General features: G+C 46.7%; 15 protein-coding genes and 1 pseudogene. 11 read left to right on the top strand and 5 right to left on the bottom strand.

Annotated features, from left to right (window positions below; genetic code table 11):
- Window positions 1-169 precede the first annotated feature (169 nt).
- The 5 genes from ST37_RS19940 (at window position 170) to ST37_RS05595 (ending at window position 3,952) form a co-directional block, all read left to right on the top strand.
- Window positions 170-334 carry a hypothetical protein gene (locus ST37_RS19940; protein WP_172400932.1) on the top strand — a complete coding sequence of 55 codons (165 nt, stop codon included), beginning with the start codon at window positions 170-172 and terminating at the stop codon, window positions 332-334.
- A gap of 99 nt (window positions 335-433) precedes the next feature.
- Window positions 434-697 (top strand): YihD family protein, encoded by a 264-nt coding sequence (locus tag ST37_RS05610; protein ID WP_084884519.1) that lies wholly within the window; start codon window positions 434-436, stop codon window positions 695-697.
- A 131-nt stretch (window positions 698-828) separates the two neighbouring features.
- The gene (gene ccoG / locus ST37_RS05605; protein ID WP_084884517.1) at window positions 829-2,250 is read left to right on the top strand and encodes a cytochrome c oxidase accessory protein CcoG; all 1,422 of its coding nucleotides are present in this window, start codon (window positions 829-831) and stop codon (window positions 2,248-2,250) included.
- Between the two features lie 56 nt (window positions 2,251-2,306).
- Entirely contained in the window at window positions 2,307-3,290 is a 984-nt protein-coding gene (locus ST37_RS05600; RefSeq protein ID WP_143698134.1) for a serine/threonine protein kinase, read from the top strand.
- A gap of 62 nt (window positions 3,291-3,352) precedes the next feature.
- Complete coding sequence (locus ST37_RS05595; RefSeq protein WP_084884514.1) at window positions 3,353-3,952, top strand: thiol:disulfide interchange protein DsbA/DsbL; 600 nt, start codon at window positions 3,353-3,355, stop codon at window positions 3,950-3,952.
- A 91-nt stretch (window positions 3,953-4,043) separates the two neighbouring features.
- On the opposite strand, the gene ST37_RS05590 is transcribed toward ST37_RS05595, so the two are convergent.
- Window positions 4,044-4,919, bottom strand: a complete 876-nt coding sequence (locus ST37_RS05590; protein WP_084884512.1) for an acyltransferase — start codon at window positions 4,917-4,919, stop codon at window positions 4,044-4,046.
- Window positions 4,920-5,012: 93 nt separating this feature from the next.
- Window positions 5,013-6,542: a YifB family Mg chelatase-like AAA ATPase gene (locus ST37_RS05585; protein WP_084884510.1), complete on the bottom strand. Its 1,530-nt coding sequence runs from the start codon at window positions 6,540-6,542 to the stop codon at window positions 5,013-5,015.
- A gap of 324 nt (window positions 6,543-6,866) precedes the next feature.
- On the opposite strand from ST37_RS05585, the gene ilvG reads away from it, so the two are divergent.
- The 5 genes and pseudogenes from ilvG (at window position 6,867) to ilvA (ending at window position 13,271) form a co-directional block, all read left to right on the top strand.
- On the top strand, window positions 6,867-8,570 hold the full coding sequence (gene ilvG / locus ST37_RS05580) for an acetolactate synthase 2 catalytic subunit (protein ID WP_084884509.1): 1,704 nt from the start codon (window positions 6,867-6,869) through the stop codon (window positions 8,568-8,570).
- Window positions 8,571-8,592: 22 nt separating this feature from the next.
- Window positions 8,593-8,877 (top strand): acetolactate synthase 2 small subunit, encoded by a 285-nt coding sequence (ilvM, locus tag ST37_RS05575; RefSeq protein WP_084884507.1) that lies wholly within the window; start codon window positions 8,593-8,595, stop codon window positions 8,875-8,877.
- Window positions 8,878-8,887: 10 nt separating this feature from the next.
- A complete protein-coding gene (ilvE, locus tag ST37_RS05570) occupies window positions 8,888-9,823 on the top strand; it encodes a branched-chain-amino-acid transaminase (protein ID WP_084884505.1) in 936 nt (311 codons plus the stop codon).
- Window positions 9,824-9,853: 30 nt separating this feature from the next.
- On the top strand, window positions 9,854-11,695 hold the full coding sequence (gene ilvD, locus ST37_RS05565) for a dihydroxy-acid dehydratase (RefSeq protein WP_084884503.1): 1,842 nt from the start codon (window positions 9,854-9,856) through the stop codon (window positions 11,693-11,695).
- 47 nt (window positions 11,696-11,742) lie between these two features.
- A pseudogene (ilvA, locus tag ST37_RS05560) lies at window positions 11,743-13,271 on the top strand (threonine ammonia-lyase, biosynthetic).
- A gap of 61 nt (window positions 13,272-13,332) precedes the next feature.
- Here ilvA and ST37_RS05555 read toward each other — a convergent pair.
- Window positions 13,333-14,106, bottom strand: a complete 774-nt coding sequence (locus tag ST37_RS05555) for a transporter substrate-binding domain-containing protein (protein WP_084884501.1) — start codon at window positions 14,104-14,106, stop codon at window positions 13,333-13,335.
- Between the two features lie 87 nt (window positions 14,107-14,193).
- Between ST37_RS05555 and ST37_RS05550 the strand changes: the two genes are divergently transcribed.
- Window positions 14,194-14,937 carry an amino acid ABC transporter permease gene (locus ST37_RS05550; protein ID WP_084884500.1) on the top strand — a complete coding sequence of 248 codons (744 nt, stop codon included), beginning with the start codon at window positions 14,194-14,196 and terminating at the stop codon, window positions 14,935-14,937.
- A 70-nt stretch (window positions 14,938-15,007) separates the two neighbouring features.
- On the opposite strand, the gene ST37_RS05545 is transcribed toward ST37_RS05550, so the two are convergent.
- Entirely contained in the window at window positions 15,008-16,666 is a 1,659-nt protein-coding gene (locus tag ST37_RS05545) for a diguanylate cyclase (protein WP_084884498.1), read from the bottom strand.
- Window positions 16,667-16,769: 103 nt separating this feature from the next.
- Entirely contained in the window at window positions 16,770-18,131 is a 1,362-nt protein-coding gene (glmU, locus tag ST37_RS05540) for a bifunctional UDP-N-acetylglucosamine diphosphorylase/glucosamine-1-phosphate N-acetyltransferase GlmU (RefSeq protein WP_084884497.1), read from the bottom strand.
- Window positions 18,132-18,137 lie beyond the last annotated feature (6 nt).

The raw sequence follows: 18,137 nt of genomic DNA, 5'->3' as shown, positions 1-18,137 counted from the left end.
CGATATTTTAATCATACAATGCTAGCCTTATTAATGGTATGACATTCATACTTAAAACTTCGACTCAAGATTAGGAACGGTGTTAACCAGGCTATTTTTTTATGAAGTAGCAGCTTGAACTCGAATAACTAAAATGGCCATGGATGTGCCTGACGACTTAGGAATCAATATGCGATCCACTCCTGTCAGGTTTTCTCGTTCACACGGCGGGGCGTCTCGTCGCCGCGCAAGTTTTGCTAAAGCGACAACGGCAAGCGCATCACCAGCACCCGTTACCTTGGTTGCTCAAAATGTCGCTCGCAAAGCGTCTACAGCCGCAGTGAAAGCCGCTTAAACAAAAAGCGCAGTATCTACTGCGCTTTTTTCTTAGCTTTTTTCTCACCATTTGATAACCTTGCCATGCCTTTCACATACACCTATAAGGATGCACATCATGAGCTGTCATCGCATCGACGAACTGCTTGAACTACTCGACTCACATTGGCAAAAAACACCCGATACAAATTTGTTAGCCTTCCTTGTTCAGTTAACCCAAGAGGCTGGCTACGACGGAAAGCTCGAAGATTTGACCGACGACGTGTTGATTTATCACCTAAAAATGCGCAACACCGAGAAAGACGAAATGATCCCGGGTCTTGCTAAAGACCAAGAAGACGACTTTAAAACGGCTCTACTAAAAGCGCGTGGCGTGATTTAAGCACACTAAACCTAGAGCGCGGTTACGGTTTACGAAATCTAAATCGCTATACTGACTGCAAGGTGTACAAATAAGCGCCAGATGAAAACTTAGGCCCGAAGAGGTCGCTGTCAATAAAGCAAGGAAGCCCAATGAAAGACTCGCAACGCATCGAGGTTAAAGACGTTACTGCAAAATCGTTTAATCCGAAAACCCATAAAGGGGGTGGCGATCGATTTAACCCTAGCAACCGGATTTATGTTCGTCAAAGTAAAGGAACTTTCCAGCTGCTTCGACGCTATGGTGCTTGGTTCTTCTTGGGCCTTTTTGCTTTAATCCCGTGGATCAATTTAAGCGGTCAGCAGCTGGTGTTGCTGGATATCGCTCAGCGACAGTTCCATATTTTTGGCACCACCTTTTACCCTCAAGATCTCCCTATTTTAGCAACACTGTTTATTATTGCCGCTTTTGGACTGTTCTTTATTACTACCTTTCTTGGCCGGGTCTGGTGCGGATACCTGTGTCCACAAACGGTGTGGACCTTTATGTACATCTGGTTTGAAGAAAAGCTAGAGGGTGCAGCAAACAAACGCCGAAAACAAGACTCTCAACCCATTACGCAAAAGCTCTTCGTTCGCAAAGGACTCAAGCATTTAGCTTGGTTATTTATTGCAACTGCAACCGGACTTACCTTTGTCGGCTACTTCGTTCCGGTTCGCCAACTTGTGATTGATTTTGTGACCTTAAACGCCAGCTTTAATGCCTATTTTTGGGTGTTTTTCTTTGCGATTTGTACTTACGCCAATGCCGGTTGGATGCGCTCTATTGTGTGTATTCATATGTGTCCTTATGCACGTTTTCAATCTGCTATGTTTGATAAAGACACCTTTATCGTCGGCTACGACGAAAAACGTGGTGAACAGCGTGGGCCACGCTCGCGTAAAGTTGACCCGAAAACCAAGGGGCTAGGCGATTGCATCGACTGCGACTTGTGTGTTCAGGTCTGCCCATCGGGAATCGATATCCGAGACGGATTGCAGTACGAGTGTATAAACTGCGGAGCGTGTATTGACGCCTGTGACGTTACCATGGATAGAATGGGTTACGACAAAGGACTTATTAGCTACACCACCGAGCATAAGTTGGCCGGTAACGCAACCAAAGTGATGCGTCCCAAGCTTATTGGCTATGGCGTGGTACTGCTGTTAATGATTGTTTTCTTGGTCAATCAAGTTGCTAGTGTTGAGCCGTTTGGATTAAGTGTTATTCGTGATCGCTCTCAGCTTTATCAGGTCAACAACGATGGGCTGGTAACCAACACCTACAATTTAAAGATTATTAACAAGTCTCCGACCATTCAAGCGTATCAGTTGGATGTCGAAGGCATATCACCAGTAACTTGGTATGGACCGCAAACGGTGCGCGTGGCACCTGGAGAGGTCATAAATCATCCCTTCAGCTTAGGCGTGGATGAAAACGCATTAGATGACTCAGTCACGACCATTGAGTTTGTCGTGACTGATGAACAAGGGTTTACGTTGAATAAAGAAAGCCGATTTATTAAAAACCTTTAATGCATCTCCCCTATCCTAAGGCCGCTCAGTGAGCGGCCAACTTTTTTATGAGTATCATGCAGAAATTTAATTTTGATCATCTTACCCCCGATTTTATGTGGCAGGCCTTATTGTCTATCGGTGTACGCGCCGAGTCAGGGTTACTCGCCTTAAACAGTTATGAAAATCGGGTTTATCAATTTAGTGATGAAAACCAGCAACGATTTGTGGTTAAGTTTTATCGACCTCAGCGCTGGAGTGACGCTCAACTGCTCGAAGAACACGACTTAGCACTAGAATTGGTCGAGGCAGAGGTTCCCGTTGTCGCACCGTTAGTGATTAATGGCACTACTTTGCATCAATATCAAGGAAGCTACTTTACGCTCTTTCCAAGTGTTGGTGGGCGTCAGTTTGAAGTCGATAACTTAGGGCAACTGGAGTCTTTAGGTCGCTATTTAGGTAGGCTTCATCAAGTGTCGTTGAGCGACTCTTTTATTCATCGCCCCACCATGGATCTCAATGAGTACTTGTATCAATCCAGAGAGCAACTGCAAAACAACTCTGCGATACCGAGGCATCTAGAAAATGCATTCTTTGGCGATCTAGACGTTCTTATTCGTGCTATTGAAACTCAATGGCCCAATGATGTGGCGATTGGCCGCTTACATGGCGATTGCCACCCAGGTAATATTCTATGGCGCAACGATGCCCCCGTCATCGTCGATCTTGATGACGCGCGCAATGGTCCCGCCATCCAAGATATTTGGATGCTGCTTAATGGCGAGCGTGTCGATAAATTAATGCAGTTGGATATTTTGTTAGAGGAATATCAACAATATTGCGATTTTGATAACAATCAATTGAAACTTATCGAGCCATTACGTGGTCTTAGATTAGTCTACTACATGGCTTGGCTGAATCGACGCTGGCAAGATCCCGCGTTCCCACTTGCGTTTCCTTGGTTTGGAGAGGACAAGTATTGGGAAGGTCAAGTACTGGCTTTTAAAGAACAAATTGCGCTTCTTAACGAGCCACCATTGACGTTAGCCCCTCAATGGTAATTAAATAGAACACTAAACCTGCGCCAATAAGCAGATAAAAGGTCAAAGGAGAACCTTAATCCATGAAGAAACTCATCGTTTTACTCTCAACAATGATGTTGTCACTAAGTGCATTTGCCGCTCAATTTAACGAAGGCACTCACTACACCGTTTTAGACCAAGAAAAATCCAGCAAACCCGTGGTAAACGAGTTTTTCTCATTTTACTGTCCACACTGTTTCAGCTTCGAGCCACTGGTTAAAGGGCTAAAAGAATCGTTGCCAGAAGGCACTAAATTTCAAAAATCGCACGTCTCTTTTATGGGAGGCAACATGGGCGCATCGATGAGTAAAGGCTACGCAACGATGATTTCCCTTAAAGCGGAAGAAACCATGGTCCCTGTGATGTTTAATCGCATCCACAACCAAAACAAGCCACCTCAAAGCAATGAAGAGCTGCGCCAAATGTTCGTTGATGAAGGGTATGACGGCAAAAAGTTTGACGCAGCATTTAACGGTTTTGCGGTGGATTCTATGGTGCGTCGATTCGACAAAGAATTCCAAAAAGCAGGTTTACGCGGTGTTCCAGCGTTTATTGTGAACAATAAATATCAGGTTAATATCGGTTCAATCAGCTCTGGTGCAGAGTTTAATGACTTGGTTAACTATCTACTAAAACTGTAATACCTTAAATACAACAAACCCCGCGAATATCCGCGGGGTTTGTTCATTTACAATAAAGTTCTGTTATTTTTTACTGCAGATAAACCGATCATTAGTAATGCTTTTCGAGTAATCTATCCTTTTCTTCCCAAACATCGCTAAGCCAGTGCTGAAATCGTCGTTTGTACGGTTTGTCATTAAAGTAATCACCCAATACGTGTTCGTCGATTGGCCTCACCGTGACATGCACCACTATACGATTCATTCGCCCCATGAGCATATCTCTAAATGGGTTTTCAACATTTTGCGGGTAAGCCAAGGTTACATCGAGGATACTATCAAACTGCTCTCCCATTGCCGCTAAAGTATAGGCAATGCCTCCTGACTTAGGTTGCAGAAGATGTTGGTAACCCGCCTTACTGGTGGCGAGCTTCTGTTTGGTACAGCGAGTTCCTTCAACATAATTTACGACAGTTGTAGGGGTATGCTTAAATTGCTCGCAGGAGCGACGCGTGGTGCGTAAATCTTCCCCTCGCTTTTCCGGATGCCTAAGCAGATATTCTCGGGAGTAGCGTTTCATAAAAGGCATACCTAAAGCCCAACACGCCATCCCCATAAGCGGGATATACAGCAGTTGCTGCTTCATAAAGAACTTTGGCATCGGAATACGATCTTTAAACACACAACAGAGCACCACAATATCGGTCCAACTGCGATGATTGCTGATCATCAAATACCAGCCATGCTTACTAAGATTGTCAACGCCCGAAATGTCCCACTCAACTCGATTAAACAGTCTTAATATGCCAGCGTTTAAGGTCGCCCATACCCACATGAGTTGATTCGCCAAAGCGGTTGGATAGCGTTTGAGTACCAAGGTGGGCGTCATTACCTTAATAAGGGCTATGATACAGATCAACAGCGAAATGATCGCTGTATTAACGATCACCAAGAATGAAGTAGCAACTAAGATCAAATAGCCGTGCATAGGGTTAGTTCTGTATTATTATCAGGTTAAACAATGACCTCGACATTATACTAACCTAGCCGACGAATGGAATATGCGACTTGGTCGGAGTTGTTAACTCTCGTAAGCACTATTGAGTCGGTTAAGAAGCCTGTCCATGGCTCGGTACCCTAGCGCTTCGGATATATGGTGGCGAGATATGGCACTCTGCTCGTCCAAATCAGCGATTGTTCGTGCCACCTTTAAGATCCGATGGTACGCCCTAATCGACAACCCTAACTGGTGTAACGCATCTTCAAGAAAACGGGCATCACTGGTCGACAATTGACAGACTTTTTCCAATTGTCGACCAGCCAACTGCGCATTGATCACGCCTGCTCGATCAACCATCACCGCTCGAGCTTTATTAACACGTTGTTTCACTATCTCGGTAGATTCTCCACGATCCCCCCCTTCCGCAAGTACACCTTTTGGCAGCAAAGGAATTTCGACTGACATATCAAACCTATCCAAAAGTGGACCCGATAAGCGACTTAAATAGCGCAATATAACGTTGGTATGCTGGCGGCTTTGGTCTGAGTAATAGCCACTGGGGCTTGGGTTAAGAGCTCCCACCAACTGAAAACGAGCAGGAAAACGGGTTTTTCCATTGGCGCGAGAAATAATGATTTCACCGGACTCTAAAGGCTCTCGCAAAGAATCCAAAGCGCGCCGATCAAATTCAGGCAGCTCATCTAAAAAGAGCAATCCATTATGAGCCAAAGAGATTTCTCCCGGCCTTGGGTTAGTCCCACCCCCCACTAGTGCCGCCATTGAAGCTGAGTGATGCGGTGAACGAAAGGGCCGGTTTCGCCAATTACTGGAACTCACCTGATGTGACACCAAAGAAGTGACTGCCGCGGTTTCTATGGCTTGTTCTTGAGTGAGAGGCGGCAGTAAGTCACTCAATCGAGAGGCGAGCATCGTTTTTCCGGTACCAGGAGGGCCCAAAAAGAGAAGGTTATGCTCACCCGCCGCGGCTATCTCCAGCGCTCTTTTACCATGAGCCTGCCCGATAATATCTTGCAGATCTCGGGTTGGACCTTTTATAGCAGTCTGAGGCGCTACCACAGATGATGCAACAGGAAGCGCTTGCTGCCCAAATAAGCTCTGGCACACATCAAGTAGGCTAGCGGCGCAGCGATGGTGTTCTCCCCCCACTAACGCGGCATGATGTGCGTTGGACTGAGGCACCACTAATACACGCTGGTGTTTGTTTGCGGCAATGGCAGCCGGTAACACGCCTTTTACTGCGCGTAAAGCGCCATTTAACGCCAGCTCCCCCACAAATTCATGTTGAGAAAGGTGGTTGTCTGGCAGTTGAGCGGAGGCCGCTAAAATCCCCAACGCAATAGGAAGATCGAAGCGCCCACCCTCTTTAGGTAGATCCGCCGGTGCTAAGCTGACAGTGATCCGGTTATGAGGAAATTCAAATCGAGAGTTGATCAGTGCACAGCGCACGCGATCTTTGGCTTCTTTGACCGTGGTCTCTGGCAAACCCACCATATTGAATGCAGGCATCCCTCCACTAATATGCACTTCGACTCTAACCAAAGGGGCATCAACACCCACACATGCCCGGCTGAAAATAGTGGCCAAGCCCATTACTTTTCACCTTAAAAATAGCGTTTGAGTCATGCTAACTCAGACAGAGAGAAAATATCATTATGAAAAAAGTATGAATTTTTACTTGTCACAAAACCGAAAACTGTGATACCACTTACTACAGCAAAATAAACGAACACAAACACAACATTAATGATGACTGTCGCTACTCGTATTAACACACTGATTATCCTGCTTGTCGTGGTGATTATTAACACCGCGGGCGGGCGAGTAGGCGAAAGATAGACAGCCAGATTTAAAAAGCCCCCGCACTGAAGAGTCCGGGGGCTTTTTTATAATTTATAAAAACAGGGAAAAGGGATTATGGGAGCACAAGAGACGCAACAGCCCGAAGAGGCAGGCGCAGCAACACCAGCACCGTTAACCGGCGCACAATTGGTGGTGAAAGCTCTACTGCAAGAAGGCATTAAAACCATTTTTGGTTATCCTGGTGGCGCGATCATGCCCATCTATGATGCGTTGTACGATGGTGGGGTTGAGCACATTCTGTGTCGTCATGAACAAGGCGCCGCGATGGCAGCCATTGGCATGGCACGGTCAACACAAGATGTCGCGGTATGTATGGCAACGTCAGGTCCCGGCGCCACCAACCTGGTCACTGGCCTTGCAGACGCGTTTTTGGACTCGGTGCCCATTGTTGCGATAACCGGACAGGTCGCCAGCTCGCATATTGGTACGGATGCCTTCCAGGAAATGGATGTTATTGGTATGTCTTTGTCCTGTACCAAACACAGCTATTTGGTTACCGACATCAATGATCTTGCTCCAACTCTTGCTGAGGCATTCGAAGTCGCGAAAAGTGGACGCCCTGGCCCTGTGATTGTCGACATCGCGAAAGATGTCCAGTTAGGTGAAGCGCCCGTTGCGAAACTACCTCACTTTGCACCACCTATGATGCCAACCCCTCAACCAGAGCACTTTCGTTTAGCGCAAGCCATACTTCGCGAAAGTAAACGCCCTGTACTGTATGTCGGTGGCGGCGTGCAAATTGCGCGAGCAACAAAATCGGTAAGACGCTTTCTAAAAGCAAACCCAATGCCTTCCGTCAGTACATTAAAAGGCCTTGGTTCTGTTGAGCGACACGACCCACATTACCTAGGCATGCTCGGCATGCATGGAACTAAGGCAGCCAACTTAGTGGTACAAGAGTCTGACTTATTGATTGTTGTCGGCGCTCGTTTTGATGACCGAGTCACTGGCAAGCTCGACACCTTTGCCCCTCATGCAAAAGTGATTCATATCGATATCGATAAAGCTGAGTTTAATAAGCTTCGTCATGCACACGCGACCCTTCGAGGCGATATCAACACCATTTTGCCTCAAATGGGGATGGATCATGATATCTCACCTTGGGTTCATCACTGTGAAAGCTTACGCACGGCATTTAAGTGGCGCTATGACCACCCAGGTGATCTCATTTACGCACCGCTGCTGCTTAAACAGCTGTCCGATATGATGCCCGACAGCTCGATGGTGTCGACAGACGTTGGTCAACACCAAATGTGGGCTGCGCAACATATTCAACCTCGCGATCCGCAAAACTTCATCTCTTCCGCCGGACTTGGCACGATGGGATTTGGTTTACCTGCGGCAATGGGGGCTGCTGTCGCACGTCCAAACGATCAATCCATTTTGGTTTCTGGAGATGGCTCGTTCATGATGAACATTCAAGAGCTAGGCACGCTTAAGCGTCGCCAAATTCCAGTCAAGATGGTACTGATCAACAACCAACGATTAGGTATGGTTAGGCAGTGGCAATCGCTGTTTTTCGATGGTCGACACAGCGAGACGATTCTGGACGACAACCCAGACTTTGTCATGCTTGCAAAAGCGTTTGATATTCCAGGAAAGACCATCACTCGCAAAGACGAAGTTGAACCCGCACTGAAAGAGATGCTGGCGTGTGAGACGTCGTACCTATTGCATGTTTTGATCGATGAAGAAGAAAACGTGTGGCCACTGGTTCCACCGGGCGCTTCCAACGAAGAAATGCTAGAAAACACTTAATACCCAAGATCTAGGAATCACCATGGAAAGATACTTACTTGATATCAAAGCGGACGACAAACCTGTACTTCTTGAGCGTGTATTACGTGTAGTACGGCATCGCGGGTTTACCGTTCGACAAGTAGCGGGCACTCAAAACCACCAGAGCAAAATTGCCAGCGTGGAAATCATTGTAGATAGTGAACGCCCAATCTCATTTTTGACCAACCAAATTGAAAAGTTGTGGGATGTCATCAGTGTAGAAGTGATAAAAATCGATAACAATGAACTCCCAAACAACAACTTACAGCAAAAAGTAAACGCATAAGGAAGGCAACATGTCTAAGAGAACGGCTGATTTTATTTGGTTTAATGGCGAAATGGTTCCATGGGCAGAAGCCAATGTCCATGTGCTTACCCATGCAATGCACTACGGCACGTCTGTATTTGAAGGGGTTCGTTGCTATAACACGCCAAAAGGGCCCATTGTTTTCCGTCACAAAGAGCACGCACAACGCCTTAAAGACTCAGCAAAGATTTATCGCTTTCCGATCCCGTACACGATTGACGAAATCATGGAAGCAACACGTGAGACGCTTCGTCAAAATAAATTAGAGTCTGCGTACATTCGCCCACTAGGTTTTGTAGGAAATGTCGGTTTGGGTGTTTGTCCACCGGTCGATACTGAAATGGACCTTATCATCGCTGCATTCCCGTGGGGCTCATACCTTGGAGAGGAAGCACTAGAGAACGGCGTTGATGCAATGATTTCAAGTTGGAACCGCGCAGCGCCAAATACGATTCCTACCGCAGCTAAAGCAGGTGGTAACTACTTGTCTTCACTTCTTGTTGGTGGTGAAGCACGTCGTCACGGCTACGATGAAGGTATCGCATTAAGTGTTGATGGCTATTTATCTGAAGGTGCTGGTGAAAATATTTTTGTCATTAAAGACGGTGTTTTGATTACGCCACCAGCAACCAGCGCAATTTTGCCGGGCATTACTCGTGATTCGATCATGACTATTGCCAAAGACAAAGGCTATGAAGTGCGCGAAGCCAACATTGCACGTGAAGCGCTCTATCTTGCTGACGAAATCTTTATGACTGGCACCGCGGCAGAGATCGTACCGGTACGCTCTGTCGACCAAATAACTGTGGGTGAAGGCAAACGTGGCCCAATAACGCACGAGTTGCAATCCACCTATTTCGGCCTGTTCAACGGCACCACGGAAGACAAGTGGGGCTGGTTGGACTACGTCTATCCACAAGATTAGGGTCTACCCACAAGATTAAGGAAAATTGTAATGCCTAAGTATCGTTCAGCAACAACCACCCACGGTCGTAATATGGCGGGTGCACGCGCATTGTGGCGCGCTACCGGTGTCAAAGATGAAGATTTCGGTAAGCCCATTATTGCGGTAGTAAACTCATTCACCCAATTTGTTCCAGGTCATGTCCATCTTAAAGACTTGGGACAACTGGTTGCAAGAGAGATAGAGAAAGCTGGCGGCATCGCCAAAGAATTTAACACCATTGCGGTCGATGACGGTATCGCCATGGGTCATGGTGGTATGTTGTATTCGTTGCCTTCACGCGAACTTATCGCCGACTCAGTGGAATACATGGTCAATGCACACTGCGCCGATGCGATGGTGTGTATCTCTAACTGTGACAAAATCACTCCAGGGATGCTGATGGCGTCAATGCGCCTCAATATTCCGGTTATTTTCGTCTCCGGCGGTCCGATGGAAGCGGGTAAAACCAAGCTCTCTGATCAAATCATCAAGCTCGACCTGGTTGATGCAATGATGCAAGGCGCGGATCCTTCGGTATCGGATGAACAGAGCGAGCAGATCGAACGTTCAGCCTGTCCTACCTGTGGATCATGCTCTGGTATGTTTACCGCCAACTCAATGAACTGTCTCACTGAAGCTTTGGGTCTATCTCAGCCAGGAAATGGTTCCATGCTGGCCACTCACGCGGACCGCGAACAGCTATTTGTTAATGCTGGTAAGCGTGTGGTTGAGCTCACCAAGCGTTACTACGAACAAGACGACGAAACCGCTCTACCGCGCAATATTGCCACCAAAGAAGCGTTTGAAAACGCAATGGCATTAGATATTGCTATGGGTGGCTCTACCAACACAGTATTACACCTACTAGCGGCGGCTCAGGAAGGTGACGTCGATTTTGATATGGCCGATATCGATGCCATGTCGCGTCGCGTTCCAAACCTATGTAAAGTTGCACCTTCGACTCAGAAGTACCATATGGAAGATGTGCACCGCGCAGGGGGTGTGATGGGTATTCTGGGCGAGCTCGACCGAGCCGGATTATTGAATAACCAAGCCAGAACGGTTCTTGGCCTAAGCTTTGAAGAGCAACTAAAAGAGTACGATATCATGCTGACTGAGTCACAAGAGGTGAAAGACTTCTTTAGAGCCGGTCCTGCAGGCATTCGTACCACAAAGGCCTTTTCGCAAGACTGTCGCTGGGACACGCTGGATGACGACCGTGAAAATGGCTGTATCCGCACCAAAGACAACGCCTACAGCCAAGATGGTGGTTTGGCCGTGCTAAGTGGAAACATTGCTCTGGATGGCTGCATCGTTAAGACTGCAGGCGTCGATGAAAGCATCCTTAAATTTACTGGCCCAGCGGTAGTATTTGAAAGCCAAGAAGACGCGGTTGATGGCATCTTAGGTGGCAAAGTGAAAGCTGGAGATGTGGTTGTAATTCGCTATGAAGGTCCTAAGGGCGGCCCTGGTATGCAAGAGATGCTTTACCCAACCACCTATCTTAAATCCATGGGTCTTGGCAAAGAATGTGCGCTGTTAACCGACGGTCGTTTCTCTGGTGGTACCTCTGGTCTATCTATCGGTCACGCGTCTCCGGAAGCGGCCAATGGCGGTGTGATCGGTCTGGTGAACAGCGGTGATACCATTGCTATCGATATTCCAAATCGTACCATCTCATTGGAAGTGAGCGAGTCAGAGCTCGCTGCGCGTCGTGCGAAACAAGATCAGTTGGGCTGGAAACCTGTTTCGCGAGAGCGCCAAGTTTCCTTTGCTCTGAAAGCTTATGCAAGTATGGCCACCAGCGCCGATAAGGGTGCAGTGCGCGATAAATCGATGCTTGAGGAGTAATCATGTCCAATGGGAACGAAGATTCAGAGGTCGCGACCGATGAACGCATGATGGATATTCCACACAGTGGCGCAGATTATCTGCGCCACATCCTACGTGCACCGGTATATGAAGTCGCCAGTGATACACCGTTGCAGGATATGCCTCGTTTATCTGAGCGTACAGGCAATCAGATACAAATTAAGCGTGAAGACCGCCAGCCGGTTCATTCGTTTAAGCTGCGCGGCGCCTACAATATGGTGTCGAGCCTCAACCAACAGCAAAAACAAGCCGGTGTGATTGCCGCATCAGCGGGTAACCACGCACAAGGTATGGCGTTATCGGGTACTAAGTTAGGCATAAAAACCATCATTGTGATGCCTAAAACGACCCCAGACATAAAAGTAGAAGCCGTTCGTAGTTTTGGCGGCGAAGTGGTGCTTCATGGCAGTAACTTTGATGAAGCGAAAGCCGAAGCAGAAAGACTCTCTACGCTTCATGGTTATACGTTTGTCCCACCTTTTGATCATCCACTGGTGATCGCAGGTCAAGGAACAATTGGCATGGAAATGCTCCGTCAAAACGGACATTTAGATGCGATTTTTGTCCCTGTTGGGGGGGGGGCTTAGCCGCCGGTGTTGCTGTGTTGGTGAAGCAGTTAATGCCAGAAGTGAAAGTCATCGCGGTAGAGCCCGAAGATTCAGCGTGTCTTAAAGCCGCACTGGACGCAGGCGAGCCTGTTGTGCTTGATCAAGTCAGTATGTTTGCTGACGGCGTAGCCGTTAAGCGCATTGGCGAAGAGACGTTTAGGCTTTGCCAAAAGTACATTGACGATCATGTGACGGTCTCTAGCGATGAAATATGCGCAGCGGTAAAAGATATTTTTGAAGATACCCGTGCCATCGCTGAGCCTTCTGGCGCTCTTGCACTGGCTGGGCTTAAAAAATACGCCGAGAGCCATCACTGGTGCGACAAAAAACTCGCCACAGTACTATCAGGCGCCAATACCAACTTCCACGGCTTACGTTACGTTTCAGAACGCTGTGAGCTAGGTGAAAAACGTGAAGGCCTGTTAGCCGTCACCATTCCTGAGCGTCAAGGGGCCTTTTTTGAATTTTGCCAACTGATTGGCGGTCGAGCGGTCACCGAGTTTAACTATCGCTATAACGATCCAGACAGTGCCAATATTTTTGTCGGTATTCGATTGCAAGAAGGCCAGGCCGAGCTGGATCATATCATTGGCGATCTAAAACAGGGTGGCTATGACGTTGTCGATTTATCCGATGACGAAATGGCCAAGCTGCACGTTCGCTATATGGTGGGAGGCAAACCTAAAAACAGCTTACACGAGAAGTTATTTAGCTTTGAATTTCCAGAGTATCCTGGCGCGTTATTGAAGTTTTTAAGCACACTGGGCACCCACTGGAACATCAGCCTATTCAATTATCGTAATCATGGTGCTGACTATGGCCGAGTATTGTGTGGTTTTGAGTTAAGTGAAACGGATTTAATTCGCTTCAGCGAACACCTCGAGTTCTTGGGGTATCAGTTTAAAGATGAAACCGATAACCCGTCGTATAAGTTCTTCTTAAAATAAGAGTAAAACGGTCACCTCATTAGGTGACCGTTTTTTTGTCGATGCACACGCGCAGTGAGCGTTACATACTCTTTAGACCCCACTTTTGAGCCGTCTCTTCAAAGAAGCCCTGTGTTTTCTTCAGCTCAACCCAATGGTTCACATAATTAATCCACACTTGATCATTTTGTGGCAGCAACATAGAGATCGGTGTTGGCTTGCGCGGCTTATCCACTGGGACAATCGCCAATTGGCTAAATTTGGTGACCAAGGTTGCGGCTTCAACATTCGAGGTTACGCTGACATCGGCGCGGCGAGCAAGCAGCTCCTGAAAGTCACGAGCGGGCGCTTCAATCACAATATGCTCAGCATTTGGGAAAAACTCTTTGACCATTTTTTCTTGGACCGTACCGAGAGTTGCCGCCACTTTAATGTCGGCTTTATCAAAATCAGACCATTGACTGAATTTCTCTAGATCCTTTTTTTGCACCACAGGGACAAAAGCAAGGTAGAAGTATGGTTGACTGTAGCCTGCCACTTTCGCTCTAGACATATTCAAAGACGCGCTGCCGGTTATGTCATACTTATTGGCGGTGATACCGTTGACCAAGGTTTTCCAATCTGTCGCAACGTACTCCACTTCAACGCCTAGATCCTTAGCTAACTCTGTGGTGACGTCAATATCGAACCCTCGATAACTGTTGGTGGCAGGATCCTTCATAGTCATAGGATTCCAATCGCCCGTGGTTCCAACTCTCAGTTTTCCGCTGTTTAATATCTCTTGTAAACGGCTAGTCTCCGCCACGGCAGATGCACTCAATACCGCTAAACCCAATGCAAAAATCCACTTTTTCATCTCGATTTCCTTTTATTGACGCACTTTAGTTAAGTTATTGTTACCATAGCAGTCTATTTTTTCATTTGTTAGTCACAAGAGTCTGTTTTGACAAATAAAGCGCGTCTTAGCTTATTTGCCCCGCTACTTCTCACTGGGTGCAGTGATTACCAATGGGGCTGGTATGTACTTGATCCATCAACGCAGCAGGGTCGAACCAACCTTACGTTTTTAATGAACGGTTTCGGCGATACCATTGCTGTATCACTGTTAAGCATGGTCTTTGCGATGTTGCTAGGCTTTGCTATAGCGCTGCCCGCGCTCTCCACCTACGCGCCTTTACGCTGGGTGAACCGTGTGTATGTTGAATCCATTCGTTCAATTCCTGTCCTGGTACTACTGCTATGGGTTTACTATGGGTTGCCGACACTGCTCGATGTATCACTCAACCACTTCTGGGCAGGCGTGATTGCACTGTCCATCGCTGAGAGTGCATTTATGGCAGAGGTGTTTCGCGGCGGTATCCAAGCAATTTCACGAGGTCAACACGAAGCCGCTGAGTCTCTAGGATTAAGTTACTGGAAGAAGATGCGTTTGGTTATTTTCCCGCAAGCATTTAGACAGATACTGCCTCCTCTAGGAAACCAGTTTGTTTACATTCTAAAAATGTCGTCACTGGTTAGCGTTATTGGATTGAGCGACCTTACCAGGCGAGCAAATGAACTCGTAGTAAACGAGTACTTACCGTTAGAGATTTACACGTTTTTGGTGTTGGAGTATTTAGTCTTGATATTGGTCGTTTCGCAAGCCGTGCGCTGGATGGAAAAGCGTATCGCGATACCCAGTCACTAATAAACACCAATCAATAATAACCAAATAGCGCGCCTTAAAGTGCACTATTTGGTTCTTCATAGACAGACAACTAAACACTTGTGAGCTGGGCTTTCTTCTTTTGCTCAAGGCTATCTGCGTAATTTATTGCTCTATCACGCCCTTGCTCCTTCGCATCATACAAAGCTATATCCGCGCACTTGATCAGTTGTTCAGCGTCATTGGAATCAGTGGGGGCTTGAGCAACACCTATCGATACGCCTAAACGCCCTAAAGATAACCCTTTCATCTCTAAGTGTAATTCGCGCACTTTCACACAAATATTTTTAGCATAAGTTAGCGCTTGCTCAGCGTCGGTATTAGGCACTATTATCGCCAGCTCTTCCCCGCCTAGTCGGCATACAATATCATCGCTTGAAGCATGTTCTACCAATAAATTACTAATGGTTTTGAGAACATAATCTCCAGCATCATGACCAAAGTTGTCATTGAATCGCTTAAAGTGGTCAAGGTCTAACATCAACAGTGACATCTCTTCACCTTCGCGCTCTGCGTTCAATAAAGCCATGTCCAGTTGCTCTTCAAAGTGTCTGCGATTGTATAGTCCTGTCAGTGGATCACTTACCGCTTGGAAACGCAGTTTATCTTGCATGTTAAGGTTCGCTAACGCCAAACCTAAATGCTCAGCAACCGTAAACGCCAACTGTCTCGTATGTTTATCTACCGATACATTGGGTTCACCAAAGTACAAGTGCAACATACCTATCGTACTTCCGTGCGCAGTCAATGGGATACACATCGTTTGATCATCCCCAACAGCGCTCATGTGCGCGCATGAGATACAATGGAAATCATCGTTAGTCAGATGAAATTTGCCCTTGCGTAGTGACCAACACTCTTCTGGTGCATAAGCATGAGCGGCTGGCCAAGGCTGACCCCAATCTAGTTTAACTTCCAATAGGTTGCGTGATGAGCGCATGATGGCAACACTACCATTGATGTCTCCAAGTATTCTAGGGATCAGATCAGCAACCACATCTTGCGCTTCGCTTATTGATTTACACGCCGCGAGCATATTCGCCAATCGGTGTAACAATTCGATTTCGTAAGTTCGTTGCGCAATGCGTTCCTCTTGCAATCCCTGCTCTTTTTGCACTCGTGCGTTAATTTGACGGTTGCTGATAAACGACGATGTCGCCAATAATGCAATGCTGACTATTGCAAGCACCACCAAAATCGCCATTAAGTGTTGCGCCATTTTGCCTAGAAGATGCATAGGTAGGGATAGACGGATCACATATTCATTGCCTGATACATACAATTTTTTCGCTACGTAAAGTAAGTCAACTTGCTGGGTCTCGCTGTATCGAATAGATTTACCATACCCCTCTTCCCACGCTTGATTAAATTCGGGTCTGTTACCATGATTATCTAAATCCGATATTGCACGTGATGACAGTGAGGAGTCACCAACGACTCTACCGTTAGGATCAATGACTGTGATACGTTGATCGGCCGACGCTTGAGTTAGCTGCCCAATATATTCATCGATGGATATCGTTAGGAAGTCTGGATTATCCTCTTCTATCTCATAGATAATGTCCGACAGAAGCGATTGCGAGTAGCCCGTCATACTAGCTTCTACCCACTTCTCTAATGTGACTTTAAAATAATTTAGTCCTAACAACATTGTGACAATCAAAGTGATTATGGGGAATAGCTGCCACTTTTTATCAATAATACTCGTCATGCATCATCCTTGACCAAGAAACAATATTTCGTTCTGTATAGCAAAAATAGTACAAAAAAGCCACCTTAACAACTTGGTGGCTTTATGATTTGGCTACAAAGGACTATTTTATCTTAACGGGTCTTTCCCAGCCGGATATTTTGCGTTCTTTCGCTCGGGTGATCACAAGCTCACCTTGATCAACGTCTTTGGTCAATGTTGTACCCGCGCCAATTGTAGCGCCGTCGGCAATGGTAACCGGTGCGACAATTTGGCTGTCTGAGCCGACAAACACATCATTACCAATAATGGTTTTATGCTTGTTCGCACCATCATAGTTACAAGTAATGGTACCAGCACCAATATTGGTTCTTTGGCCTATTTCGGAATCACCCAAATAGGTCAAATGGTTTGCTTTAGAGCCTTCACCCAATCGAGCGTTTTTCATTTCGACAAAATTCCCTACATGAGAATTGTCACGCATTTCCGCGCCTGGTCGAAGTCGAGCAAAAGGACCAACTGTGCAATCTTCCGCTACGGTTGCTTGTTCAATAATGCTGTATGGCTTTATGATTGTATTGTCATCGATTTCGCAATCAATGAGCACAGACCCTGTGCCAATAAACACGTTATCCCCAAGGGTAACATTGCCTTCGATAATCACATTGGTATCAATTTCACAATCCATACCGCACTGCAGTGTGCCACGGATATCAAATCGAGATGGATCGCGAAGCATAACCCCCTGCTCCAACAGGGTTTGAGCTTTAAATGACTGGTATGCACGTTCTAATCGAGCCAGTTGTGCGCGGTCATTCACGCCTTCGACTTCGATTTTACTCATTGGATGAACCGCTTCAACCGCATGTCCTTCCGCGTGTGCCGCCGCAATCACATCGGTGAGGTAATATTCACCTTGAGCATTGTTATTGTTTAACCCAGAGAGCCAACGCTTTAGATCTTTGCCTGTAGCCGCAAGCACTCCCGTATTAATTTCCTTAATAAGCTTCTGCTCATCGGTTGCGTCTTTTTGCTCGACAATCGCTACCACAGGGCCATTTCGACGTACTATGCGGCCATAACCCATCGGATTATCCAACTCAACCGTTAGCAGCGCAATGCCGCCCGTTGGCTGGGCTTCCAAAAGGTTTTCGATGGTCTCTTCAGAAATCAGCGGTACATCACCATAAAGAACTAGGATTTTTTCGTCATCTTCAAAACGTGATGATGCTTGATCCACCGCGTGACCTGTACCCAGTTGATCTTGCTGCAGCACCCAATTGACTGGCTCACTTCCGAGTTCAGACTTCATCTGCTCACCGCCGTGACCATAAACCAAGTGGATATTGTTGGCACCTAAGCTAACGCATGTGTCGATCACATGCTTGGCCATCGGTTTTCCTGCCAAGGTATGCAAAACCTTCGGTTTGTTTGAGTACATGCGCGTACCCTTCCCTGCAGCCAATATCACAGCACTGAATTTCATGATGTT

The sequence above is a fragment of the Vibrio sp. qd031 genome (assembly GCF_002100145.1).
Taxonomy (GTDB): domain Bacteria; phylum Pseudomonadota; class Gammaproteobacteria; order Enterobacterales; family Vibrionaceae; genus Vibrio.
The sequence above is the reverse complement of the archived record's forward strand: the minus strand, read 5'-3'. Positions and strand labels throughout refer to the sequence as shown.